Origin of the sequence: Streptomyces niveiscabiei (genome assembly GCF_033794345.1) — a bacterium.
GTDB classification, from domain to species: Bacteria; Actinomycetota; Actinomycetes; order Streptomycetales; family Streptomycetaceae; genus Streptomyces; species Streptomyces niveiscabiei.
Map to the genome: position 1 here is coordinate 206,497 of NZ_JARAYJ010000004.1, position 25,296 is coordinate 231,792.

Annotated in this window: 21 protein-coding genes; 17 read left to right on the forward strand and 4 right to left on the reverse strand. The window is 71.8% G+C overall.

Annotated elements, in window-relative coordinates; translation table 11 throughout:
* Positions 1-43 precede the first annotated feature (43 nt).
* Both PV682_RS07255 and PV682_RS07260 read left to right on the forward strand, forming a co-directional pair.
* Entirely contained in the window at positions 44-862 is an 819-nt protein-coding gene (locus PV682_RS07255; protein ID WP_319725219.1) for a methyltransferase, read from the forward strand.
* 284 nt (positions 863-1,146) lie between these two features.
* Positions 1,147-1,539 (forward strand): DUF3040 domain-containing protein, encoded by a 393-nt coding sequence (locus PV682_RS07260; protein WP_055722823.1) that lies wholly within the window; start codon positions 1,147-1,149, stop codon positions 1,537-1,539.
* A gap of 272 nt (positions 1,540-1,811) precedes the next feature.
* Here PV682_RS07260 and PV682_RS07265 read toward each other — a convergent pair whose 3' ends face one another.
* The 4 genes from PV682_RS07265 to PV682_RS07280 all read right to left on the reverse strand — a co-directional run bounded on the left by PV682_RS07265 (position 1,812) and on the right by PV682_RS07280 (position 8,099).
* On the reverse strand, positions 1,812-4,313 hold the full coding sequence (locus tag PV682_RS07265) for a transglutaminase TgpA family protein (RefSeq protein WP_319725223.1): 2,502 nt from the start codon (positions 4,311-4,313) through the stop codon (positions 1,812-1,814).
* The gene (locus PV682_RS07270; protein WP_319725225.1) at positions 4,310-5,626 is read right to left on the reverse strand and encodes a DUF58 domain-containing protein; all 1,317 of its coding nucleotides are present in this window, start codon (positions 5,624-5,626) and stop codon (positions 4,310-4,312) included. The genes PV682_RS07265 and PV682_RS07270 overlap by 4 nt, the downstream gene beginning before the upstream one ends.
* 665 nt (positions 5,627-6,291) lie before the next feature.
* Positions 6,292-7,305, reverse strand: coding sequence for an AAA family ATPase (locus PV682_RS07275; RefSeq protein WP_055722820.1), 1,014 nt, complete (start codon positions 7,303-7,305; stop codon positions 6,292-6,294).
* Positions 7,306-7,547: 242 nt separating this feature from the next.
* Positions 7,548-8,099, reverse strand: coding sequence for a beta-class carbonic anhydrase (locus PV682_RS07280; RefSeq protein WP_319725228.1), 552 nt, complete (start codon positions 8,097-8,099; stop codon positions 7,548-7,550).
* A 353-nt stretch (positions 8,100-8,452) separates the two neighbouring features.
* Between PV682_RS07280 and rsmH the strand changes: the two genes are divergently transcribed.
* From rsmH to PV682_RS07355, 15 genes are all read left to right on the forward strand, one after another.
* Positions 8,453-9,409, forward strand: a complete 957-nt coding sequence (gene rsmH, locus PV682_RS07285; protein WP_079057024.1) for a 16S rRNA (cytosine(1402)-N(4))-methyltransferase RsmH — start codon at positions 8,453-8,455, stop codon at positions 9,407-9,409.
* Between the two features lie 118 nt (positions 9,410-9,527).
* Positions 9,528-10,253, forward strand: coding sequence for an FtsB family cell division protein (locus tag PV682_RS07290; protein WP_319725233.1), 726 nt, complete (start codon positions 9,528-9,530; stop codon positions 10,251-10,253).
* A gap of 5 nt (positions 10,254-10,258) precedes the next feature.
* On the forward strand, positions 10,259-12,232 hold the full coding sequence (locus PV682_RS07295; RefSeq protein WP_319725235.1) for a peptidoglycan D,D-transpeptidase FtsI family protein: 1,974 nt from the start codon (positions 10,259-10,261) through the stop codon (positions 12,230-12,232).
* A gap of 73 nt (positions 12,233-12,305) precedes the next feature.
* Positions 12,306-13,931 carry a UDP-N-acetylmuramoyl-L-alanyl-D-glutamate--2,6-diaminopimelate ligase gene (locus tag PV682_RS07300; RefSeq protein WP_319725237.1) on the forward strand — a complete coding sequence of 542 codons (1,626 nt, stop codon included), beginning with the start codon at positions 12,306-12,308 and terminating at the stop codon, positions 13,929-13,931.
* Between the two features lie 4 nt (positions 13,932-13,935).
* A complete protein-coding gene (locus tag PV682_RS07305; protein WP_319725239.1) occupies positions 13,936-15,336 on the forward strand; it encodes a UDP-N-acetylmuramoyl-tripeptide--D-alanyl-D-alanine ligase in 1,401 nt (466 codons plus the stop codon).
* Positions 15,333-16,406 carry a phospho-N-acetylmuramoyl-pentapeptide-transferase gene (gene mraY, locus PV682_RS07310; RefSeq protein ID WP_055718462.1) on the forward strand — a complete coding sequence of 358 codons (1,074 nt, stop codon included), beginning with the start codon at positions 15,333-15,335 and terminating at the stop codon, positions 16,404-16,406. Before PV682_RS07305 ends, mraY begins: the two co-directional genes overlap by 4 nt.
* Positions 16,388-17,803 (forward strand): UDP-N-acetylmuramoyl-L-alanine--D-glutamate ligase, encoded by a 1,416-nt coding sequence (murD, locus tag PV682_RS07315; protein ID WP_319725244.1) that lies wholly within the window; start codon positions 16,388-16,390, stop codon positions 17,801-17,803. Before mraY ends, murD begins: the two co-directional genes overlap by 19 nt.
* A gap of 133 nt (positions 17,804-17,936) precedes the next feature.
* Complete coding sequence (gene ftsW, locus PV682_RS07320; RefSeq protein ID WP_319725246.1) at positions 17,937-19,289, forward strand: putative lipid II flippase FtsW; 1,353 nt, start codon at positions 17,937-17,939, stop codon at positions 19,287-19,289.
* Between the two features lie 6 nt (positions 19,290-19,295).
* Positions 19,296-20,384 carry an undecaprenyldiphospho-muramoylpentapeptide beta-N-acetylglucosaminyltransferase gene (gene murG / locus PV682_RS07325; protein ID WP_055718459.1) on the forward strand — a complete coding sequence of 363 codons (1,089 nt, stop codon included), beginning with the start codon at positions 19,296-19,298 and terminating at the stop codon, positions 20,382-20,384.
* A 36-nt stretch (positions 20,385-20,420) separates the two neighbouring features.
* Positions 20,421-21,221 (forward strand): cell division protein FtsQ/DivIB, encoded by an 801-nt coding sequence (locus PV682_RS07330; RefSeq protein ID WP_319725250.1) that lies wholly within the window; start codon positions 20,421-20,423, stop codon positions 21,219-21,221.
* A 279-nt stretch (positions 21,222-21,500) separates the two neighbouring features.
* Positions 21,501-22,694 carry a cell division protein FtsZ gene (gene ftsZ / locus PV682_RS07335; RefSeq protein ID WP_055718457.1) on the forward strand — a complete coding sequence of 398 codons (1,194 nt, stop codon included), beginning with the start codon at positions 21,501-21,503 and terminating at the stop codon, positions 22,692-22,694.
* Positions 22,691-23,419, forward strand: a complete 729-nt coding sequence (gene pgeF / locus PV682_RS07340; protein ID WP_319725253.1) for a peptidoglycan editing factor PgeF — start codon at positions 22,691-22,693, stop codon at positions 23,417-23,419. The genes ftsZ and pgeF overlap by 4 nt, the downstream gene beginning before the upstream one ends.
* Positions 23,420-23,425: 6 nt before the next feature.
* Entirely contained in the window at positions 23,426-24,145 is a 720-nt protein-coding gene (locus tag PV682_RS07345) for a YggS family pyridoxal phosphate-dependent enzyme (protein ID WP_319725255.1), read from the forward strand.
* 129 nt (positions 24,146-24,274) lie between these two features.
* Positions 24,275-24,913, forward strand: a complete 639-nt coding sequence (locus tag PV682_RS07350) for a cell division protein SepF (protein ID WP_055718454.1) — start codon at positions 24,275-24,277, stop codon at positions 24,911-24,913.
* Positions 24,914-24,984: 71 nt separating this feature from the next.
* Positions 24,985-25,269 (forward strand): YggT family protein, encoded by a 285-nt coding sequence (locus tag PV682_RS07355; RefSeq protein WP_010350399.1) that lies wholly within the window; start codon positions 24,985-24,987, stop codon positions 25,267-25,269.
* Positions 25,270-25,296 lie beyond the last annotated feature (27 nt).

Genomic DNA, 25,296 nt, shown 5'->3' on the forward strand with positions numbered 1-25,296 from the left:
CCGCCGGGTAACGCGGCGGGGCCGCGTCTAGGAGTCAGTTGCCGTGTCGGATCCGTCGCGCTCGCCCGCCCCGCAGGAACGTCCGCAGACCGGGGCGCTGGGGACCGATCCGGCGAGGCCGCGTTCGTCACTGCGCACGGCCGTCGTGTGGGAGGTGCTCCAGGAGGCGCTGGAGCACCGGGTCAAGGGCAGCGGCCGTGAGTCGCTCGACGTGCTGGACGCCGGGGGCGGCAGCGGCAACTTCGCCGTACCGCTCGCCCGGCTCGGCCACCGGGTGACCGTCGTCGACCCCAGCCCCAACGCCCTGTTCGCCCTGGAGCGCCGCGCGGCCGAGGCCGGCGTCGCCGAGCGCGTACGGGGCGTGCAGGGCGACGCGGGCGGCCTCTTCGACGTCGTGGAGCGCGGCGGGTACGACGCCGTCCTGTGCCACGGCGTCCTGGAGTACGTCGACGACCCCGCCGACGGCATCCGCAACGCCGTGGCCGCGCTGCGCCCTGAGGGCGTCCTCAGCCTCCTCGCGGCGGGCCTCGGCGGCGCCGTCCTCGCGCGGGCGCTCGCCGGGCACTTCAAGGAGGCCCGGCAGGCGCTCGGTGACCCCAGTGGCCGATGGGGCGAGGGCGACCCCGTCCCCCGGCGCTTCACGGCCGAACAGCTCACGGAACTCGTCGAGGGCGCGGGCCTCGCCGTCGGCGCGGTGCACGGCGTACGGATCTTCGCCGACCTCGTCCCCGGCGTCCTCGTCGACACCGAGCCCGGCGCGCTGGAAGCCCTGCTGAAACTGGAGGAGACGGCGGCGGAACTGCCCGCTTTCCACTCCGTGGCGACCCAGCTCCACGTCCTCGGCGAGACCCGCGCGAGCTGACCGGTCCCTTTACGCCCCCTTGACCCTGGCTTGATCAAGGTCCCGGCCGTGATGGAGTACGCCACAGGCCCTCCGTTACGGCGTCGTGCGCCGTATGATCGAGGGAGACCGTCCGGCATGACGGGTCGGCCGCCGGGGAATGGAAGCCTCAGCGAGCCGGGACGCTCTTGACGGGTTCTGGTTGGCCAATTGGCGTAGAGGGGCGGGTTTCACGGGGGCGATTCCCTGCCTATCCTGAAGGGACCCCCGGGTCGCCCCGGCGACTGCACGATGAGGAGGACGCCGTGCCGCTCTCTGAGCACGAGCAGCGAATGCTTGAGCAGATGGAGCGAGCGCTGTACGCCGAAGACCCCAAGTTCGCGACAGCGCTTGAGGGAAGCGGGCTGCGGACGTACACCCGGCGACGGGTCTACCAGGCGGTCGCCGGCTTCCTCGTAGGTATCGCGCTCCTCATGGCCGGTATGGTCGCCCAGCAGGTCTGGCTCAGCGTGGTCGGGTTCCTCGTCATGCTGGGATGCGCCGTGCTCGCCGTGACCGGTTGGCGCAAGGCCCCCAAGCCGGGCGAGCAGCCCGCGCCCGGCGGCCCCCACGCCCGCCAGCCCCGGTCGAGGCGCTCCATGATGGACCGCATCGAGCAGCGCTGGCAGCGCCGCCGCGACGAGCAGCAGGGCCAGTGACCCGAGGCGCGTAGCGCAGCTCCTGACACGTACGGCTGAGGGGGCCACCCGATCGGGTGGCCCCCTCAGCCATGCGCGCCGGATGGCGTCGGGAACAGCCGAACAGGATGACGGCCGAGCGGGGAAGCCGCCGAGCCGGGGCACAGCCGAACCGGGGCACAGCCGAACCGGGGCACAGCCGAACCGGGGCACAGCCGAACCGGGTGATAGCCGAGAAGGAGGGCCGCCGCGCGGTGTCCGGAGACACCCCGCGGCGGCCCTTCCCGCGCCTCTCAGCCTCCTTGCTGCTGCCCCCGCCCGGCCCACGGCGCCCGCTGCGCCAGGCCGGCCCAGCGGGTCGCCCAGGACGCCTTCGCGGCCGTCCAGCGGTCCATGAGGTCCCACATCGCCCGGACGGCGGAACGAGGGGCGACGAGGGCGCGCAGGCGGACCGGCCAGGTCGCGCGGGCACGGAAAGCGGCGCGGACCGCACGGGCCTCGTCCGCCAGGCCGGCCTCCGCGCGCGGGTGCGGCGCGAAGAGGACCTGCTCCACCGCGCCGGCCACCCGGTGCACGGACCGCGCCGCGGGCTCCTCCAGCTCGCCGAGCCCGACGATCCGCTCGGCGGCCCGCCGGGGCGTGAGCGCCTCGTCCGGCGCGATGCCGAAGTCCCACGCCGTGTCCGTCAGCTCCCGCCACACCGCCAGGACGTGCGCGACGGCGGCCTCACCGGCCCGCACGGAGGGATCCTCACCCGGCGCCAGCGGATCACCCACCGCGCCCTGGGGCCCCGCGCGCTCCCCGCCAGGACCGGCCCCGGCGTGCCGCGCCGACGCCAGCCGCAGCGACCGCCTGCGCAGCCGCCACAGCATCGGCAGCGACGGCACCGCGATCACCAGCACGGCCAGCAGCGACCACCAGGCCACCTTGTACCAGGGGGTGCCCCCGCCGCCGCCCGTCGCCGAGTCCACCGGCAGCGCGCTCGCGCAGCCGTTCTCCTTGCGCTCCACCGCCGAGCAGCTCGCGCTCGCGGACGGCGCCGCGGAAGGCGCCGCGCTCGCCGACGCCGAGCTCTCCGGCACCGCCGGAGCCGCCGTGTCCGCGGAGTCCGGCAGCGTGTACGACGGCGTCGAACCCCGCGTCGGCGTCGGCTCGAACCGGGTCCAGCCGATGCCCTCGAAGTACAGCTCCGGCCACGCGTGCGCGTCCTTCAGGCTCACCTCGACCGTGCCGTTCCCCTGCGGGGTGCCCGGCGCGAAACCGACCGCGACCCGCGCCGGGATGCCCAGCGTCCGGGCCATCGCCGCCATCGCGAACGAGTAGTGGACGCAGAAGCCCTGCTTGTCCCGCAAGAACGTGGCGATCGCGTCCGGACCCGACCCCACCTCGACCTGGGTGTCGTACTGGAAGCCGCCCGTCACCGCGAAGTAGTCCTGGAGCGCGACCGCCTTCGCGTAGTCCGTCTCCGCGCCCCGGGTGATCTGCCGGGCCTGCTGCCACACCACCGACGGCAGCGAGGACGGCACCTCCGTGTAGTCGCCCAGGATCGAGGAGCGCGCCTCGGGCGCCGCCGCGAGCTGCTCCGCCGTCGGCTGCACCTCCAGGCTGCTGACCTGGTACGTCAGACCGCGCGTGTTCTGGCCGTGGTCCCCGACGAGCGTCATGCCCTCCGGCTCGAACCGCCAGTTCCCGGCGATGCGCACCCCGCTCGGCGGGTACGGCATCGGCAGCCAGTCCTGCGCGTACCAGTCGGCGGCCGTGACCTGCGTGGTGACCTCCGTGCGCTTCACGTCCGAGCGCAGGCCCACCGGCGTCGGGAAGCTCTTGGGGACCTCCTGGATGCGCTTGCGGGACGGGCGCCAGGTCGTGCCGTCGAAGTCGTCCAGGGAGACGATCCGCAGGTACATGTCCGACAGGTCGTTGGAGTTCGTCCGCAGCGTCAGGACCGTACGGTCCTGGTCGATGTTCAGGCTGTCGCGCAGCGACACCAGCGGGTTGACCGCCGAGATCGTGCCCCCGCCGCCCGTGCCCGCGCCGACGCCCGCGCCCGTGCCGTCCAGCAGGCCGCCCTGGATCGCCGGGATCGGCAGCAGCGGCACCACCAGGGCGACGCCGAGCGCCGCCATGCCGATCCGCCGCCCCGTGCGCACCGGGGCCACCGGGCCCTCCGCCGCGCCGGGACCGCCGGGCCCGCGCGGGGCGCCGCCGAAGACGCGGCCCCACTGGGAGAGCCGCTCGCGGCCCTCGGCGAGCAGCAGCATCAGATAGCCGGCCGCCGCGACCAGGAACCACAGCCAGTCGGAGCCCCCCTCGGACAGGCCCGCCGCCACCGAGTACAGGGCCAGCAGCGGCAGCCCCGCCGGGGCCGCGTTGCGGAACGTCACCGCGAGGGTGTCCACCAGCAGGCCGATCACCAGGACCCCGCCGATCAGCATCAGCCGGATGCCGTCGGACAGCGGGGCCGGGATCGCGTACCGGCTCACGTCGTCCCCGCCCGCCTGGAACAGGTCCGCGAAGCGCGTGATCGCCTCCGGGCCGGGGACGATTCCCGCGAGTGCCTGCTCGCGGGCGAAGACCAGGGTCAGCAGCAGGACCGTCACCAGCACCTGCGCCGCCACCGTCAGCGGCCGGGCCAGCGGGATGCGGCGGGCCGCCGCGCCCACGCCCGACTGGACCAGCAGGAGCAGCACCGCCTGGAGGAACCACGAGCTGCGGTCGACCAGCGGCAGCAGGGCGGTCGCCGCCATCAGCGTGGCCGCCGCCGAGCACAGCGTCACTCTCGCCCGCCCGCTCATGATCCCGTCCTTCCGGTCGTGCCCACCACGCCCGACCGCTCGCGGTCCGCCTGGCGCCACAGGTCCTCCAGCGAGGCGCCCCTCGGGACGCTCACCGCCGTCCAGCCCGCGTCCCGCAGCATCCTCAGCCGCTCCGCCTGACCCTTCATCGGTTCGGACCCGCCGTTCGGTTCACGGCCCGCCTCCCGGCTCCAGGAGTCGTTGTCGACGAGGAACGCGATCGCTCCTCCGCTGCGCTGGCGCATCTTCGCGGCCACCGCCGCCTGCTCCTCGTCCAGGTCGCCGAGGAACGCGACGAGGAGGCCCTCGTTGCCGCCGCGCAGCACGTCGTACGCGCGCGAGAGGCCCGCGCCGTCGGAGTGGTCGACCACCGCGAGGGTGTCCATCATCAGGCCGGCCGCCTCGGCGGACTCGCCGCCGCCCACGAAGCCCTCGGTGCCCTCGCCGGGGACCGAGCTGCCGGTGTCGGTGAGCAGGCGGACCGTGAAGCCGCGCTCCAGCATGTGCGTCAGGACCGACGCCGCGCCCGAGACCGCCCACTCGAAGGGCGCGTCCGGGCCGACGCCGTCGTACGCGATGCCCCGGGTGTCCAGCAGGACCGTGCAGCGGGCGCGCTGCGGCTGTTCCTCGCGGCGGACCATCAGCTCGCCGTAGCGGGCCGTCGAGCGCCAGTGGACGCGGCGCAGGTCGTCGCCGTAGCGGTAGCCGCGCGGGATCACGTCGTCCTCGCCGGCCAGCGCGAGCGAGCGCTGGCGGCCGTCGCCGTACCCCTTGGCCTCGCCGCTGAAGCGGACCGGGGGGAGGGGGTCGACGCGGGGGATCACGGTCAGGGTGTCGTACGACGAGAACGAGCGGGTCAGCTCGCACATGCCGAACGGGTCGGACAGGCGCAGCTGGAGGGGGCCGAGCGGGTAGCGGCCCCGCAGGTCGGAGCGGACCCGGTAGGAGACCTCGCGCCTGCCGCCCGCCTCGACACGGTCCAGGACGAAGCGGGGGCGCGGGCCGAGGACGTACGGCACCCGGTCCTGGAGCATCAGCAGGCCGGTCGGCATCCGCGACACGTTGTCCATGCGCAGGTGCACGCGGGCCTCACTGCCGGCGGGCACGCGCGCGGGCGCGAGCCTCCGGCTGCCCGCCACCCGGTACCGCGTCCGGTACAGCACTCCCGCGCAGATCAACGGCAGCACCGCGAGCAGCAGCCCGACCCGCAGCAGATCCGGCTGCCCGAGCACGTACGCGCAGATGGCGGCGGCTATCCCGGCGGCCAGGAACGACCGCCCCCGCGTGGTGAGCCCGGCGAGCGCGGTCCGCACGCCACCTTTCTCCCCCGGCTTGCCCTCACCGCGCCCCCCTGCGCCACCCGGGCCACCGCCCACCCGCCCACTCGCGCTCGCCCCCGCAGGCCCGTGCGCCGGTGGCCCCGCAGGCCGCCCGGGATACGCCCCAGGGGCGCCCACCCCGGCAAAGCCACCGGGTACGGCCCCCGCAGGGCCGGCAGATCGCCGGGGGTGTCCGCCCGAAGCAGTCCCGGTGGCATGCCCGCTTGCTGTCGCCCCGGCGGAGTCGGCCGGAGGAGTGCCGGGCCGTTGGGGGGAGGCGCTCGGAGCGCTCCCAGCGGGGGTGCTCGGCGGAGTGCCGGGCCGTCGTGGATACCCGCCTGATGTGGCCCCCGTGGCCTGCCCGCCTGTCGGCGGTGCGAAGGAACCGGCCGCTGCCGGGTCGCCCGGGGTGTCCGGGCGACCGCCCGCAGAAGCACCCGGGGCGCGCCCGGGCTGCGGTGATCCCGTCGGCCGTGCGGGCTCGCCGAACGCCGCCTCGGCCCGGCCGCCCGGGTGCCGCCCGTGTGCCGGCCTCGTGGAGTCGTCGGACGGCGTTCCCGCGAAGCCTCCCCGTGTACCCCCGGCGGCTGCCCCCGCAGGCCGCCCGTCCGGTGTGCCCCCTGCCGGGAACCCGCCGGGCGGCGCCCCTCCGGGCGTCATCACAGACCCCGCGAGCCGTACGGCTGGCCGTAGTCGCGCTGCTGCTGGGGGGTTGCCGGGACCGGGGTGCGCTGGAGGATCTCCTCGACGACCTGTTCCGAGGTGCGGCGGTTGAGCTGGGCCTGGGCCGTGGGCAGGAGGCGGTGGGCGAGGACGGGGACCGCGAGGGACTGGATGTCGTCGGGGAGGGCGTAGTCGCGGCCGGAGAGGGCGGCGGTGGCCTTCGCCGCGCGCAGGAGGTGGAGCGTCGCGCGCGGGGAGGCGCCCAGTCTGAGGTCGGGGTGCGTGCGGGTGGCGCCGACGAGGTCCACGGCGTACCGCTTGACCGCCTCGGCGACATGGACTCCGCGCACGGCGTCGACGAGCTTGACGATGTCGTGCGCGTGCGCGACGGGCTGGAGGTCGTCCAGGGGGCTCACCGCGCCGTGCACGTCGAGCATCTCCAGCTCGGCCTCGGGGCTCGGGTAACCGATGGAGACGCGGGCCATGAAGCGGTCGCGCTGCGCCTCGGGCAGCGGGTAGGTGCCCTCCATCTCGACCGGGTTCTGGGTCGCGACGACCATGAACGGGCTCGGCAGCTCGTACGACTGCCCGTCGATGGTGACCTGGCGCTCCTCCATGGACTCCAGGAGCGCGGACTGCGTCTTCGGCGAGGCGCGGTTGATCTCGTCGCCGATGACGATCTGCGCGAAGATCGCGCCCGGCTTGAACTCGAAGTCACGGCGCTGCTGGTCCCAGATGGACACGCCGGTGATGTCCGAGGGCAGTAGGTCGGGGGTGAACTGGATACGGCGGACCGAGCAGTCGATGGACCGCGCCAGGGTCTTGGCGAGCATGGTCTTGCCGACGCCGGGGACGTCCTCGATCAGCAGGTGCCCCTCGGCGAGCAGCACGGTCAGCGCGAGTCGTACGACCTCGGGCTTGCCCTCGATCACCCCCTCCACCGACCCGCGGACCCTGTCCACGGTGGTGGTCAGATCAGTGAGGCTCGCTCGTTCGTCATAGGTCGTCACCCGGCCCTCCTCGGCCCGTACTGTTCCGGGCCGCCGCTGTCGTGCGAACCGGCCCACCCCGAATCACGGACGCCGCCCCCGGAATGTTCGGCTCGGCGCCCTCACCGCATTCTTGCCGCCGTTACCGATTCGTGTCACTCGCCTGTGGATAACCGCCGGAGATATGTCCTGGGCTGCGGCTTTTGCCGGTAATGGTGACAGGAAGTTGACAGGGCGCGGACCCCGTACTCGCGGTGCTCGCGCTAGTGGGCCGGGTCGATCTCGCGCAGCAGACCCGTCTTCACGTCGAAGACGAAGCCTCGCACATCGTCGGCGTGCAGCAGGAACGGGGACGTGCGCACCCGCTGCATGGACTGCCGGACGTCCTGGTCGACGTCCCGGAACGCCTCCACCGCCCACGCGGGACGCTGGCCGACCTCGTCCTCCAGCTCGGTGCGGAACTCCTCGGTGATCTGCTCCAGGCCGCAGCCGGTGTGGTGGATCAGGACGATCGAACGGGTGCCCAGCTTGCGCTGGCTGATGGTGAGCGAGCGGATCACGTCGTCGGTGACCACACCGCCCGCGTTGCGGATCGTGTGGCAGTCGCCCAGTTCGAGGCCGAGCGCCGCGTGCAGGTCCAGACGGGCGTCCATGCAGGCCACGACCGCGACACGCAGGACCGGGCGGGCGTCCATGCCGGGGTCGGTGAACGCCGAGGCGTAGTGCTCGTTCGCCTGCACCAGCCGGTCGGTGACCGTGCCGCCGTGAGGTATGGCGCCTTCGGAGTCTGTCGATACGGATGCGGAAGTCGTCATATCCATGACGGTACTGGTCACCCGCCTTCCGGTCCCGTTGTGAGAAAGGAAAATGAGGGTCATCGCACCCTCGGTGTGAGGTAAGCCACAAGAGTGAGCAGGTGGGGGCCCAAAGGGTGATTTCTCGCGGTACGCGGCTACCCGCGCGCGAGGGTCCGCGACGCGCAGGCCGGTTGATTGACCGTGAGACAGCGTGGACTAAAGTGACGCGAAGCGGGAGGCGCGGCAGCGGAGGCTCTCCCTGCCGACTCGAACCCGAGAAACTTCCCCGTGGGACCCCGGCCCGGCCGCTCGTGGTCTCCCCGCGTGCGCGGCGCGTACGTACGGGCCCCGCCGGTAACTGAGAGGGCCCCTTGAGCAACAGCCGACACGTCCCCGTGATGCTCCACCGGTGCCTGGACATGCTGGCACCAGCGCTCCAGGAGCCGGGAGCGGTCGTCGTCGACTGCACACTCGGGCTCGGCGGCCACAGCGAGGCCCTCCTGGAGCGCTTCCCCGAGGCCCGCCTCGTCGCCCTCGACCGCGACAAGGAGGCCCTGCGCCTGTCCGGCGAGCGCCTCGCGCCCTTCGGCGAGCGCGCCACCCTCGTCCACGCCGTGTACGACGAACTCCCCGACGTCCTCGACCGGCTCGGCCACCCGCGCGTCCAGGGCGTCCTCTTCGACCTCGGCGTCTCCTCCATGCAGCTCGACGAGGCCGGCCGCGGCTTCGCGTACGCACAGGACGCCCCCCTCGACATGCGCATGGACCAGACGACCGGCATCAGCGCCGCCGAGGTCCTCAACACGTACCCCGGCGGCGAACTGGTGCGCATCCTGCGCGCGTACGGCGAGGAGAAGCAGGCCAAGCGGATCGTCTCGGCCGTCGTGCGCGAGCGCGAGAAGGAGCCGTTCACCAACAGCGCGCGGCTCGTCGAGGTGATCCGGGGCGCGCTGCCGCAGGCCGCGATGCGGACCGGCGGCAACCCCGCCAAGCGGACCTTCCAGGCGCTGCGCATCGAGGTCAACGGCGAGCTGTCCGTGCTGGAGCGGGCGATCCCGGCGGCCGTCAAGTCGCTGGCCGTGGGCGGGCGGATCGCCGTCCTGTCGTACCACTCCCTCGAAGACCGCCTGGTCAAGCAGGTGTTCGCGGCCGGCGCCGCCAACACGGCGCCGCCCGGGCTGCCGATCGTGCCCGAGCGCTACCAGCCCCGGCTCAAGCTGCTCACGCGCGGTGCCGAACTTCCCACCGAGGAAGAGATCGCCGAGAACCGCCGGGCCGCCCCCGCGCGGCTGCGGGGCGCCGAGCGCATCAGGGAGGACGTGGAGTGAGCCGGTCAGGGAGCCGACCGCGAAGTTCCCGGAGCGGGCCGATTCACACATCTGAGCGACTCGGGCCGGTTCGTGCATCTTCGCGGAGGCTTCGGACGTCCTACTGGGTGGAGGCGCTATGAGAACGGGACTCAAGGGACGACTGGCCGGGCTGCTGCCGGCCGGAGGCGGTGCGCAGGCCGGACGGACACCGTTCGTGCTGCTGGTCGTCGTCCTGCTGGGCGGCGGGCTGATCGGCCTGCTGGTGCTCAACTCCGCGCTCAGCGAGGGCTCGTTCCGGATGGACGACCTCCAGAAGGAGACCAAGAGCCTCACCGACGAACAGCAGGCGCTCCAGCGGGACATCGACTCCTACTCCGCGCCGGACGCCCTCCAGAAGCGCGCCCGCGAACTCGGCATGGTCCCCGGCGGCGACCCCGCCTTCCTCCAGCCCGACGGCACCGTCAAGGGCTCCCCCTCACCCGCCGCGCAGCCCTCCGGGGCCCACGCGCGCGAATCCGTACGGCCCCCCGAGGCGATCACGCTGTCGCAGACGAACCAGGACGCGGCGAACCAGAACGCGACGGGCGGGCTCCCCACCGGCCAACTCCCCACCGGCCAGAGCCAGGTCCCCGGCACCCAGGCGAATCAGCCGGGCCGGACGGGGCAGACGCCGAACCAGCCGGGTCAGCCGAACCAGCCCGCCCGGCCGCTCGTCCAGGCGAACGAGCCGAACCAGGGGAACGAGCCGAACCAGTCGGGCCAGCCGCCCCGGTCCGGCCAGACCGGCACCACGAGCCGCCCGGACCGCACAGCCCAGGCCCCCGCCGCCCAACCCCCCGCCCCCACGACCCCCGGCAGGTGACGGAAGTGTCCGACAGGGAACCGCCCCGCCGCCGAGTCCCCGGCCCCGCCCGCCCGCCCCGCCCCGCGCAGAGCGCCCCGCGCAGGCCCGCCCCGGGCGCCCGGCCCCCCGCCCGCCGCCCCGCACCCCCCCGCTCCCCAGCCGCAGCCCCCAAACCTCTGCGCCTCGGCAGCCCGAGGCCCCGCCTGCGGCTGGTCGGCGTGGCCCTCGGCCTCGTCCTGAGCGCCTTCGTCGTCCGCCTCCTCCAGGTCCAGGCGGTCGACGCGAGCACGTACACCGCGAAGGCCGAGCAGAACCGGTACGTCGGACAGGTCCTCGCGGCGGAGCGCGGCGAGATCACCGACCGCAGCGGCGTAGCCCTGGCGACCAGCGAGGACGCGTACGACATCACCGCCGACCCGACGATGTTCTCGGCGAAGCAGCTGAAGATCGACGACGGCCCCGAGCAGGCCGCCGCCCTCCTCGCGCCGATCCTCGGCCAGGACCAGGCCGACCTGGTCAAGAAGCTGAGGCCGAAGAACTCGGCGTCCCGGTACGCGAAGCTGGCGTCCCGGCAGACCCCGCAGGTCTGGAAGCAGATCCGCGACCTGCGGGCCACCCTCGCGGGCAAGGCCAGCACCGACAAGACGGCCGTGAACGTCCTGGGCGGAGTCTTCTCCGTCCCCAGCAGCAAGCGCGTGTACCCCAACGGCGACCTCGCCGCCGGGATACTGGGCTGGGTCAACGCGGAGGGCGTCGGCGGGGGCGGCGTCGAACAGCAGCTCAACAAGCTCCTCGCGGGCAAGGACGGCAAGATCCGCTACGCCCAGTCCGGCGGGCGGCAGGTGCCGACGGCCGGATCGACGGAGACGCCCGCCGTACCCGGCTCCGACGTCGAGCTGACCATCGACCGGGACATCCAGTGGGCCGCGCAGAACGCGATCACGGAGCAGGTCCAGAAGTCGAAGGCGGATCGCGGCTACGTCATCGTCCAGGACACGCGCACCGGCGAGATCCTCGCCATGGCCAACTCCCCGGGCTTCGACCCCAACGACCTGTCCTCGGCGACCTCGGCGAACATGGGCAACGCGGCCGTGCAGGACGCCTACGAGCCCGGCTCGACCGCGAAGGTCGTCTCGATGGCGGCGGTCCTGGAGGAGAACGCGGCGACGCCGCTGACCAAGGTCACCGTCCCGAACCGGCTGCACCGCGGCGACCGGCTCTTCCAGGACGACATCGACCACCCGACCTGGTACCTCACCCTCAACGGCGTCCTCGCCAAGTCGTCCAACATCGGCACCATCCTCGCCACCGGACAGCTCGGCAGGACCCAGCCCGAGGCGAACCAGGTCCTCTACTCCTACCTGCGCAAGTTCGGCGTGGGACAGCCCACCGGCCTCGGCTTCCCCGGCGAGACGCGCGGCATCCTCGCGCCGGCCGCCGACTGGTCGACCTCGCAGCAGTACACGATCCCGTTCGGCCAGGGCATGTCCGTCAGCGCCCTCCAGGCGGCCTCCGTGTACTCGACGATCGCCAACGGCGGCGTACGCGTCGAACCGACGCTCGTGCGCGGCACCGAGGGCCCCGACGGACGGTTCACGCCCGCGCCCGCGCCGCGGACCTCACGGGTCGTCAGCGAGAAGACCGCCAGGACGCTGAGCCAGATGCTGGAGTCCGTGGTCGACGACCGGGAGGGCACCGGCACCAAGGCCCGCATCCCCGGTTACCGCGTCGCCGGGAAGACCGGCACCGCCAACCGAGTCGATCCCGTCACCGGCACGTACAAGGGGTACACGTCCTCCTTCGCGGGCTTCGCGCCCGCCGACAACCCGCGCGTCACCGTCTACTGCGCCATCCAGAACGCGACGAAAGGCAGCTACTTCGGCGGCCAGATCTGCGGCCCGATCTTCAAGCAGGTCATGGAGTTCGCCCTCAAGACCCTCCAGGTCCCGCCGACGGGCGCGAAGCCCGCCAGCCTGCCGGTGACGTTCACCCCATGAGCACCGCAAACGCCACGAACGCCATGAAACCCCCGCCCCTCCCGTTCAGCGCCGAACAGCCAGGAACCAGCCCGTGACCATGATCACTCCCGACCCGGGGAACCACACCCCGCCCCCGTCCTCGCTTCGCTCCGGAGCGGGTCGGCCCGGTACGCTCACCGCCGTGCCACACGCTGATCAGTCCCGAAACCACCAGACACCCCGGCCGCAGCAGGTCACCGCGACACCCCTCGCGGACCTCGCCGACCGGCTGGGCGCGCGGCGGCAAGACGAGAGCGCTGCGGAGGTCACGGGCATCACCCACGACTCGCGCGCCGTCCGCCCCGGCGACCTGTACGTCGCCCGCGCGGGCGAGCGCACGCACGGCGCCGACTTCGTCGCCCAGGCCGCGGCCCAGGGCGCCGCCGCCGTCCTCACCGACCCGGCGGGCGCCGACCGCGCCGCCGCGACCGGCCTGCCGGTCCTGGTCGTCGACGACCCGCGCGCGCGGATGGGCGAACTGGCCGCCGACGTCTACGGCCGTCCGGCCGAGGCCCTGCTGAAGATCGGCATCACCGGCACCTCGGGCAAGACCACCACCGCCTACCTCGTCGAGGGCGGCCTGAAGGCCCCCGCCGGCCTCATCGGCACGGTGGAGACCCGCATCGGCGACGAGCAGATCAAGTCGGAGCGCACCACCCCCGAGGCCACCGACCTCCAGGCCCTGTTCGCCGTCATGCGCGAGCGCGGCGTCGAGTCGCTCGCCATGGAGGTCTCCAGCCACGCCCTGTCGCTCGGCCGGGTCGACGGCGTGGTCTTCGACGTCGCCGTCTTCAACAACCTCAGCCCGGAACACATGGAGTTCCACTCCGACATGGAGGACTACTTCCGGGCCAAGGCCACCCTGTTCACCAGGGAGCGCAGCAGGCGAGGGGTCGTCAACTACGACGACGCGTACGGCCGCAGGCTCGCCGCCGAGGCCGAGGTCCCGGTCGTCACGTTCTCCGCCGAGGGCGACCCGGACGCCGACTGGCGCGCGGTGGACGTCCACATCGGCGCGATGGACTCGGACTTCACGGTCGTCGCCCCCGACGGGTCCCGGATCGCCGCCAAGTCGCCGATCGCCGGCCCGTTCAACGTGGCCAACAGCCTCGCCGCGATCGTCGCCCTCGTCGAGGCCGGCGTCGACCCGCACACCGCCGCCGAGGGCGTCGCCGCCGTACCCGGCGTGCCGGGGCGCCTGGAGCGGGTGGACGCGGGACAGCCGTACCTCGCGGTCGTCGACTACGCGCACAAGACGGACGCGGTCGAGTCGGTGCTCAAGGCGCTGCGCAAGGTCACCAAGGGGCGGCTGCACATCGTGCTCGGCTGCGGGGGCGACCGGGACGTCACCAAGCGCGCGCCGATGGGCGCGGCGGCGGCCCGGCTCGCCGACACGGCCGTACTGACCTCCGACAACCCCCGCTCCGAGGACCCCCTCGCGATCCTCACCGCGATGCTCGACGGCGCCGCCTCCGTGCCCGCGCACGAGCGCGGCGAGGTGCTCCTGTTCGAGGACCGCGCCGCCGCCATCGAGGCGGCCGTGGCCCGCGCGCACGCGGGGGACACCGTGCTGGTCGCGGGGAAGGGCCACGAGCAGGGCCAGGACATCGCCGGCGTGATCCGTCCCTTCGACGACCGCCAGGTGCTTCGCGAAGCTATCCAGAAGACCCAGGGATGAACTTGTGATCGCCCTCTCCCTCGCCGAGATCGCTGAAGTCGTCGGCGGGCAGATGCACGCCATACCGGATCCGTCCGCGCGCGTCACCGGACCCGTCGTCCGCGACTCCCGCGAGGCCGGACCCGGCAGCCTCTTCGTCGCGTTCGTCGGCGAACGCGCCGACGGCCACGCCTACGCGCGCCAGGTCGTCGACGCGGGCGCGGTCGCCGTCCTGGCGTCCCGCCCGGTGGACGCGCCCGCGATCGTTGTGGACGACGTCACCAAGGCGCTGGGCGCCCTCGCGCGCCATGTCGTACGACGCCTCGGCGCGACCCCCGTCGCGCTCACCGGATCGGCCGGCAAGACCAGCACCAAGGACCTCATCGCCCAGGTGCTGAACAGCCACGCGCCGACCGTCTGGCCCGAAGGCAACCTCAACAACGAGATCGGCCTGCCGCTGACCGCGCTGCGCGCCACCGACGAGACGAAATACCTCGTCCTGGAGATGGGCGCGCGCTACATCGGCGACATCGCCTATCTCACACAGCTGACGCCCCCGAAGATCGGCCTCGTCCTCAACGTCGGCACCGCCCACATCGGCGAGTTCGGCGGCCGGGAGCAGATCGCGCAGGCCAAGGGCGAACTGGTCGAGTCGCTGCCGGCGGACGGCGCCGCGATCCTCAACGCCGACGACCCCCTGGTGCGGGCCATGGCCTCCCGTACGACGGCGAAGGTGGTCCTTTTCGGCGAGAGCGACGAAGCGGACGTACGCGCCGAGAACGTGCGACTCACGGACAGCGGACAGCCCTCCTTCAGGCTTCGCACACCCTCCGGTGCGAGTGACGTGACCATGCGCCTGTACGGTGAGCACCACGTGTCGAACGCGCTCGCCGCCGCCGCCGTCGCCCATGAGCTGGGCATGTCCGCACAGGAGATCGCTGAGGCGCTCTCCGGGGCGGGCACCCTCTCCCGCTGGCGGATGGAGGTCACCGAGCGCCCGGACGGCGTGACGATCGTCAACGACGCCTACAACGCGAACCCCGAGTCCATGCGAGCGGCGCTGCGCGCGCTCGTGGCCATGGGCAAGGGGCGGCGGACCTGGGCGGTGCTCGGCAAGATGGCCGAGCTCGGGGACGAGGCGCTCGCCGAGCACGACGCGGTCGGACGGCTCGCCGTCCGGCTCAATGTCGGCAAGCTCGTCGCGGTCGGCGGCCGGGAGGCCGCCTGGCTGCAACTGGGCGCATACAACGAGGGTTCGTGGGGTGAGGAGTCGGTGCACGTGTCCGACGCACAGGCGGCTGTCGACCTGTTGCGCAGCGAGTTGCGCCCGGGGGACGTCGTACTCGTGAAGGCGTCCCGATCGGTCGGTCTGGAGAGTGTCGCCGAGGCGCTGCTCGCCGCTGAGGGCGAGGTTTCCGCCCGATGATGAAACAGGTCCTGTTCGCGGGAGTCATTGGTCTGTTCCTGTCGCTGGTCGGCACCCCGCTGCTGATCAAGCTGCTGGCGCGCAAGGGGTACGGCCAGTACATCCGTGACGACGGCCCGCGCGAGCACGCCAGCAAGCGCGGTACGCCGACCATGGGCGGTATCGCGTTCATCCTCGCGACGGTCGTCGCCTACTTCGGCGCGAAGATCATCGCCGGCAAGCCCCCGACGTACTCGGGCCTGCTGGTGCTCGGTCTGATGATCGGCATGGGTCTGGTCGGCTTCCTGGACGACTACATCAAGATCGTCAAGCGCCGTTCGCTGGGTCTGCGGGCCAAGGCGAAGATGGCCGGACAGCTCATCGTCGGCATCGGATTCGCGGTGCTGTCGCTCCAGTTCGCGGACAACAGAGGCAATACGCCCGCGTCCACGAAACTGTCGTTCATCACGGACTTCGGCTGGTCCATCGGACCGGTGCTGTTCGTCGTGTGGGCGCTGTTCATGATCCTGGCCATGTCCAACGGCGTGAACCTGACGGACGGTCTGGACGGCCTCGCCACCGGCGCCTCGGTGCTGGTCTTCGGCGCGTACACGTTCATCGGCGTCTGGCAGTACCAGGAGTCCTGCGCCAACGGCGAGACGCTCACCAACCCCAACGCCTGCTTCGAGGTACGAGACCCCCTTGACCTCGCCGTGGTGTCGGCGGCGCTGATGGGGGCCTGCCTCGGCTTCCTGTGGTGGAACACCTCCCCGGCGAAGATCTTCATGGGCGACACCGGCTCGCTGGCCCTCGGCGGTGTGCTGACCGGCCTCGCGATCTGCTCCCGCACGGAGCTGCTCGTGGCCCTCATGGGCGGCCTGTTCGTCCTCATCACCATGTCGGTCGTCATCCAGGTCGGCTCGTTCCGCCTCACCGGCAAGCGCGTCTTCCGGATGGCACCGCTCCAGCACCACTTCGAACTCAAGGGCTGGTCCGAGGTCCTGGTCGTGGTCCGCTTCTGGATCATCCAGGGCATCTGCGTGATCGTCGGACTCGGCCTCTTCTACGCGGGATGGGCAGCGGACAAGTGACCGACTGGCAGGGCAAGCACGTCACCGTCGCCGGACTCGGCGTCTCCGGCGTCCCGGCGGCCAAGGTGCTGCGCGGGCTCGGCGCGGAGGTCACCGTCGTCAACGACGGCGACGGCGACCGCGCACGCGCGCAGGCCGACGAACTCCGTGAACTCGGCGTCACCGTCCGCCTCGGCGACGGCAGCACCCTGCCCGAGGGCACCGGCCTCGTCGTCACGGCGCCGGGCTGGCAGCCCGACAAGCCCCTCTTCACGGCGGCCCGCGCGGCCGGCGTCGAGATCTGGGGCGACGTCGAGCTCGCCTGGCGCCTGCGCGGCCCGGACGCCCCGCCCTGGCTGTGCGTCACCGGCACCAACGGCAAGACGACGACGACGCAGATGCTGGCGTCGATCCTGACGGCCGCCGGCCTGCGTACGGCCGCCGTCGGCAACATCGGCGTCTCCCTGCTGGACGCGGTCAACGGGGACTACGACGTCCTCGCCGTCGAGCTCTCCAGCTACCAGCTCCACTGGGCGCCCTCCCTGCGCGCCCACTCCGCCGCCGTCCTCAACCTCGCCCCGGACCACCTCGACTGGCACGGCTCCATGGAGGCGTACGCCGCCGACAAGGGCCGCGTGTACGAGGGCAACCGGGTCGCCTGCGTCTACAACGTCGCCGACAAGGCCACCGAGGACCTGGTGCGCGAGGCGGACGTCGAGGAGGGCTGCCGCGCGATCGGCTTCACCCTCGGCACGCCGGGCCCCTCCCAGCTCGGCGTCGTCGAGGGCATCCTCGTCGACCGCGCGTTCGTCGAGAACCGGCAGCAGAACGCGCAGGAACTCGCCGAGGTCGCGGACGTCAACCCGCCCGCCCCGCACAACATCGCCAACGCCCTCGCCGCCGCCGCCCTCGCGCGCGCGTACGGCGTCCCCGCCAAGGCGGTCCGCGACGGGCTGCGCGCGTTCACGCCGGACGCGCACCGCATCGCCCATGTGGCCGACGTGGACGGCGTCTCCTACGTCGACGACTCCAAGGCGACCAACACGCACGCCGCGCAGGCGTCGTTGGCCGCGTACGAGTCGGTCGTGTGGATCGCCGGAGGGCTCGCGAAAGGCGCCGCCTTCGACGAGTTGGTGGCCGGTTCCGCCGAACGGCTGCGCGGCGTCGTCCTGTTCGGCGCGGACCGTGCGCTGATCCGGGAGGCCCTCGCGCGACACGCCCCGCAGGTACCGGTCGTGGACCTCGACCGGACCGACACTGGGGCGATGCTCCAGGCGGTGCGGGAGGCTCAACGCCTCGCGACCGAGGGCGACACCGTTCTTCTCGCCCCGGCTTGCGCCTCGATGGACATGTTCACCAACTACAACCAGCGTGGGGACGCGTTCGCGCAAGCGGTTCGCGAACTCGCCGGCACCTGACCCGGCCGCCTGCCGGGGCGAGCTATGGGAGGGACCGTGATGTTCGGCTGCGGGTCGTGGGGGGCTGGTCGCGCCCCCGTGGCGGAGCCGCAAATGTCGGGGCCCCGCGCCCCTAAAAGACGGGGTGCTGCCGGTGCCTAGCAGTCGTACCGGGGGTCCTCCCGTCCAAAGAACTGTGCGGCGGCCGGTTGTTCGCAGTCCCAAGCGGCGTGACAACCCTCTCATCCGCCTCCACACCCGCGCCCGCAAAGCCTGGGACCGCCCCCTCACCGCCTACTACCTGATCCTCGGCGGAAGTCTCCTCATCACCGTCCTCGGGCTCGTGATGGTGTACTCCGCGTCGCAGATCACCGCGTTGCAGCAGTCCCTGCCCGGCACGTTCTTCTTCCGCAAGCAGTTCCTCGCTGCGTCCATCGGGGCGTTGCTGCTGGTGGCGGCGTCCCGGATGCCCGTCAAGCTGCACCGGGCGCTCGCGTACCCCATTCTCGCCGGGGCCGTGTTCATGATGGCGCTCGTGCAGGTGCCGGGGATAGGGGTGGCCGTCAACGGGAACCAGAACTGGATCTCGCTCGGGGGCTCGTTCCAGATCCAGCCGAGCGAGTTCGGGAAGCTGGCGCTCGTGCTGTGGGGGGCTGATCTGCTCGCGCGCAAGCAGGACAAGAAGCTGCTCGCGCAGTGGAAGCACATGCTCGTCCCGCTCGTCCCGGTCGCGTTCATGCTGCTCGGACTCATCATGCTGGGCGGCGACATGGGCACGGCGATCATCCTGACGGCCGTGCTCTTCGGCCTGTTGTGGCTCGCGGGAGCGCCGACGCGGCTGTTCGTGGGGGTGTTGTCGATCGCCACCCTGATCGGGCTGATCCTGATCAAGACGAGCCCCAACCGCATGGCCCGCCTCCAGTGCATCGGCGCCACGGACCCCAAGGCGGGACCGGTGGACTGCTGGCAGGCGGTGCACGGCATCTACGCCCTCGCGTCGGGCGGCATCTTCGGTTCCGGCCTCGGCGCGAGCGTGGAGAAATGGGGCCAACTCCCCGAAGCGCACACCGACTTCATCTTCGCCGTCACCGGTGAGGAACTGGGCCTCGCGGGGACGCTGTCGGTCCTCGCCCTCTTCGCGGCTCTAGGCTATGCGGGTATCCGCGTGGCCGGACGCACGGAGGACCCCTTCGTCAGGTATGCCGCGGGAGGCGTGACCACCTGGATCATGGCCCAGGCCGTGATCAACATCGGTGCGGTGCTCGGCCTGCTGCCGATCGCCGGTGTCCCTCTCCCGCTGTTCTCCTACGGGGGTTCGGCCCTGCTGCCGACCATGTTCGCCATCGGGCTGCTGATCGCGTTCGCGCGTGAGGACCCCGCTGCGCGGGCGGCGCTTGCGATGCGGCAGACCCGTTCTGCTAGAAAGCGGGGCGGGGGTCCTCGGGAACCCCGGAGATGGAACACGATGCGACGGCGTGCCCCGGCACGTACGTCCGGAGAGCGGTGAATTTCGGTGCATGTCGTACTCGCAGGCGGAGGGACCGCCGGCCACATCGAGCCCGCGCTCGCCCTCGCGGACGCGCTGCGCAGGCAGGACCCGACCGTGGGCATCACGGCCCTGGGGACGGAGCGCGGCCTGGAGACCAAGCTCGTCCCGCAGCGGGGCTACGAACTCGCGCTGATCCCGGCCGTACCGCTGCCCCGCAAGCCCACCCCCGAGCTGATCACCGTCCCGGGCCGGCTGCGCGGCACCATCAAGGCGGCCGAGCAGGTCCTGGAGCGCACCAAGGCGGACTGTGTGGTCGGCTTCGGCGGGTACGTCGCCCTGCCCGGCTACCTCGCCGCCAAGCGCCTCGGCGTGCCGATCGTCATCCACGAGGCCAACGCCCGCCCCGGCCTCGCCAACAAGATCGGCTCCCGGTACGCCGCCCAGGTCGCCGTCTCCACGCCCGACAGCAAGCTGCGCGACGCCCGTTACATCGGCATCCCGCTGCGCCGCTCCATCTCCACCCTGGACCGCGCCGCGGCCCGCCCCGAGGCCCGCCACCTGTTCGGCCTCGACCCGAACCTGCCGACGCTGCTGGTCTCCGGCGGTTCGCAGGGCGCCCGGCGGCTCAACGAGGTCGTCCAGCAGGTCGCGCCCTGGCTCCAGCAGGCCGGGATCCAGATCCTGCACGCGGTCGGCCCGAAGAACGAACTGCCGCACGTGCAGCAGATGCCGGGGATGCCCCCGTACATCCCGGTAAGTTACCTGGACCGGATGGACCTCGCGTACGCCGCGGCCGACATGATGCTCTGCCGCGCGGGCGCGATGACCGTCGCCGAGCTCTCCGCCGTCGGACTCCCGGCCGCCTACGTCCCGTTGCCCATCGGCAACGGCGAACAGCGGCTGAACGCCCAGCCGGTGGTCAAGGCCGGTGGCGGACTGCTGGTCGACGACGCGGAACTGACGCCGGAATGGGTCCGGGAGAACGTCCTGCCCGTCCTCGCCGACCCGCACCGGCTGTACGAGATGTCGCGCGCGGCCAGCGAGTTCGGCCGCCGGGACGCGGACGACCTGCTCGTCCGCATGGTGTACGAGGCGATCGCCTCGCGCCGTTAGACGCGCCGTTAGCGGCATCGAGAAAGGGCGGGCAGCGTGGCCGGAGGACCCTCCACCGTCGAGCGCGGTGCGGAACGTCGGCAGGGACCCACCGGCCCGCCCCTCGTCCGCCGCCTGGACCCGCGCAGGCTCCGCCTGATCGTCGTCCTGGCCGTCGCCGCCGTCCTCCTCGGGGCGGGCGGCGCCTGGGTGTTGTACGGCTCCCCGTGGCTGCGCGTCGAGGACGTCTCGGTGTCGGGGACGGACGTCCTGACGCCGGAGCAGGTCCAGGACGCGGCTCAAGTCCCGCTGGACACACCGCTGGTGTCGATCGACACCGACGAGATCGCGTCACGTCTCCAGCGGGCCCTGCCGCGTATCGGCGAGGTGGACGTGGCCCGTTCGTGGCCGCACGGCGTCACGATCGAGGTGACCGAGCGGACCCCGGTCCTGCTGATCCGGCACGGCTCCGGGTACACCGAGGTCGACGGCGAGGGCGTCCGGTTCGCGACGGTCCCTCAACCGCCGAAGGGCGCGCCCCTGTTGGAACTGGCCCTCACGAACTCCGGTTCGACCGCCGCGAGTCTGCGCCGCTTCGACGAGGACCGCCTCGTCCGCGAGGCCGTCCGCGCGGCCGGCAGCCTTCCGTCCGGCGTGCTGAAAACCACAAAAACCGTCAAAGTTCGTTCGTACGACGATATTTCACTCGACTTGACGGATGGTCGCACGGTCGCGTGGGGGAGCGCCGAGAAGGGCGCGGCGAAGGCCCGTACGCTCAGTGCCCTCATGAAAGCCGCGCCGGACGCCCGGCACTTCGACGTGAGCGTCCCCACCGCCCCTGCGTCATCAGGGAGTTGACGCACATACGCGCAGGCCAGCACCCTGGTTGGGCAGCGACATGGCTGATCACATAGGGTGAAAAGAAAAACGGGAGGTTCGGCGTGTTCGTTGAACGGGCGCCACTTGTCGACTTAGTGTCCTGTTCGGAAGACTCCAAGGAACAGACACACTGGTAACCCTAAACTTCAGCGTTAGGGTTCGGGTCGGCGCTACGGACCGTCCCATTCGGCATCCGTCGTCGGGGCTCGGGCAACCGGGCAGCGGCGACAACGTAATTCGAGGCGAGAGGCCTTCGACGTGGCAGCACCGCAGAACTACCTCGCAGTCATCAAGGTCATCGGTGTCGGCGGCGGTGGTGTCAATGCCATCAACCGGATGATCGAAGTCGGTCTCAAGGGCGTCGAGTTCATCGCCATCAACACCGACGCGCAGGCGCTGTTGATGAGCGACGCCGACGTCAAGCTCGACGTCGGCCGCGAACTCACCCGAGGACTGGGCGCAGGCGCCAACCCGGCCGTCGGCCGCAAGGCCGCCGAGGACCACCGCGAGGAGATCGAGGAGGTCCTCAAGGGGGCCGACATGGTCTTCGTGACGGCGGGCGAGGGCGGCGGCACCGGCACCGGCGGCGCACCCGTCGTCGCCAACATCGCGCGCAACCTGGGCGCCCTCACCATCGGCGTGGTCACCCGCCCGTTCACCTTCGAGGGCCGCCGGCGCGCCAACCAGGCCGAGGACGGCATCGCGGAGCTGCGCGAAGAGGTCGACACCCTCATCGTCATCCCCAACGACCGGCTGCTGTCCATCTCGGACCGCCAGGTCTCCGTCCTCGACGCCTTCAAGTCGGCCGACCAGGTCCTGCTCTCCGGCGTCCAGGGCATCACCGACCTCATCACCACCCCGGGCCTGATCAACCTCGACTTCGCCGACGTCAAGTCCGTGATGTCCGAGGCCGGTTCGGCGCTCATGGGCATCGGCTCGGCCCGCGGCGACGACCGCGCGGTGGCCGCCGCCGAGATGGCCATCTCCTCGCCGCTCCTCGAAGCCTCCATCGACGGCGCCCGCGGTGTCCTGCTCTCCATCTCCGGCGGCTCCGACCTCGGCCTGTTCGAGATCAACGAGGCAGCCCAGCTGGTCTCCGAGGCCGCCCACCCCGAGGCGAACATCATCTTCGGCGCCGTCATCGACGACGCCCTCGGCGACGAGGTCCGCGTCACCGTCATCGCGGCCGGCTTCGACGGGGGCCAGCCCCCGGCCCGGCGCGACAACGTGATCGGCTCGGCCTCCACCCGCCGCGAGGAGCCCGCGCCGGTCAGCCGGCCCGAGTCCCGCCCGTCCTTCGGCTCGCTCGGCAGCGTGACGCCGAAGGAGGACCCGGAGCCCGCGCCGGAACCGGTCGCCGACCTGCCCCCGCTGAGCCCGCCGGTCCCGCCGTCGCGGACGTACTCGGACAGCGCCGCCGAGGAACTGGACGTACCGGACTTCCTGAAGTGATAGGACAGCGCGAGAGCGTGCGCGGCGCGCACTTCGCCTTCACCGACCGGTGGGGCGGGGTGAGCGCCGCTCCGTATGAGGAGCTCAACCTGGGCGGCGCGGTCGGCGACGACCCGGCCGCCGTCCTGACCAACCGTGAACTGGCCGCCAAGTCGCTCGGTCTCGACCCGGCGTCGGTGGTCTGGATGAACCAGGTGCACGGCGCCGACGCCGAAGTCGTGACCGAGCCCTGGGGCGCGAAGCCGGTGCCGGAGGTCGACGCGATCGTCACCGCCCGCCGCGGCCTCCCCCTCGCCGTCCTCACCGCCGACTGCGTCCCCGTCCTGCTGGCCGACCCGGTCGCCGGTGTCGCCGCCGCCGCGCACGCGGGCCGCCCCGGCATGGTGAAGGGCGTCGTCGCCAGTGCCGTACGCGCGATGGCGGAGCTCGGTGCCGAGCCCGCCCGGATCGTCGCCCGTACCGGGCCCTCGGTCTGCGGCCGGTGTTATGAGGTGCCGTCGCAGATGCGTGCCGAGGTCGCCGCGCTCGAACCGGCGGCGCACGCCGAGACCAGCTGGGGCACTCCCGCCGTCGACGTCGCCGCCGGGGTGCACGCGCAGCTGGAACGGCTCGGGGTGCGCGACCGGGCGCAGTCGCCGGTGTGCACGCTGGAGTCGCACGACCACTTCTCGTACCGCCGCGACGGCGCCACAGGGCGACTCGCGGGATATGTCTGGCTGGACTGATGGGGCATGACGGACCGTAAGGACGAACTCGCCGGGAATCTGGCGAAGGTGGAGGAGCGCATCGCGCGCGCGTGCGCGGACGCCGGGCGGGCCCGGTCGGAGGTGACGCTGATCGTCGTCACCAAGACCTACCCGGCGAGCGATGTGCGGATGCTGTCGGAACTCGGTGTGCGGCACGTCGCCGAGAACAAGGACCAGGACGCCGCGCCCAAGGCCGCCGAATGCGCGGATCTGCCGCTGACCTGGCACTTCGTCGGGCAGTTGCAGACCAACAAGGCGCGTTCCGTGGTGGGTTACGCGGATTTCGTGCAGTCCGTCGACCGGGACCGGCTCGTCGTCTCGCTGTCGAAGGAGGCCGAGCGGGCCGGGCGCGAGGTGGGGTGCCTGATCCAGGTCGCGCTGGACGCGGGGGAGAGCGCGCGGGGTGAGCGCGGGGGCGTCGCGCCGGGCGGGATCGGGGAGTTGGCCGGGCTCGTCGCGGCCTCGCCGGGGGTGCGGCTGGACGGGCTGATGACCGTCGCTCCGCTGACCGGTGAGTACGCCGGGCGTGAACGGGCAGCGTTTCAGCGGTTGATGGATTTGTCGACCGACCTGCGCCGGAGCCATCCGGCTGCCACCATGGTGTCAGCGGGGATGAGTGCGGACCTTGAGCAGGCCGTGGCGGCCGGGGCGACACATGTGCGCGTCGGCAGTGCGGTACTCGGAGTCCGTCCTCGGCTCGGGTAACGTCGCCAGGAAGTCGGACCACAGTAGAAAATATGGTCATTACCCGCCAGGAGGCGGACACAAGGGCCACGTGGATCGCGGGACTTGGCAGTCGTCAACCGATCCACCACAGAGCGGAGGACTCAGAGCATGGCCGGCGCGATGCGCAAGATGGCGGTCTACCTCGGCCTCGTGGAGGACGATGGGTACGACGGCCGGGGCTTCGACCCCGATGACGACTTCGAACCCGAGCTGGACGAACCCGAGCGCGACCACCGGCGGCACGAACCGTCGCACCAGTCGCACAACGCACATCAGTCCCAAAGGGACGAAGAGGTGCGAATCGTCCAACCCCCCGCCCCTCGTGAGCCGGTGGTCCGCGCGGCGGCGCCGACCGCGGAATCCGGACGCCCCGCACGCATCGCGCCCGTGGCGTCCATCACACAAGAACGTCAGTCCCTGGAGAAGAACGCACCGGTGATCATGCCCAAGGTCGTGTCCGAACGAGAGCCTTACCGGATCACCACGCTTCACCCGCGGACCTACAACGAGGCCCGTACCATCGGGGAACACTTCCGTGAGGGCACCCCGGTGATCATGAACCTCACCGAGATGGACGACACGGATGCGAAGCGACTTGTCGACTTTGCCGCCGGTCTGGTGTTCGGTCTCCATGGCAGCATCGAGCGGGTGACACAGAAAGTGTTCCTGTTGTCTCCTGCTAACGTCGATGTCACGGCGGAGGACAAGGCCCGCATCGCAGAGGGCGGGTTCTTCAACCAGAGCTGAGACGCACCACCGGATTTACCCGGCAAGACAAGACAGAGCACGCGTAAGCAGGGGAGAGGGAAGCACCGAACATGGGCGTGGTCCTGAACATCATCTACATCGCGCTGATGGTCTTCCTCATCGTGCTCATCTTCCGGCTGGTCATGGACTACGTCTTCCAGTTCGCCCGCTCGTGGCAACCCGGCAAGGCGATGGTGGTCGTTCTGGAGGCCACCTACACTGTCACCGATCCACCGCTCAAGCTTCTTCGGCGGTTCATCCCGCCGTTGCGTCTCGGGGGCGTGGCGCTCGACCTGTCCTTCTTCGTACTGATGATCATCGTCTATGTCCTGATCTCGATCGTGATCCGGCTGTGAACGATGTGACCTACCGTCTTGCCGATG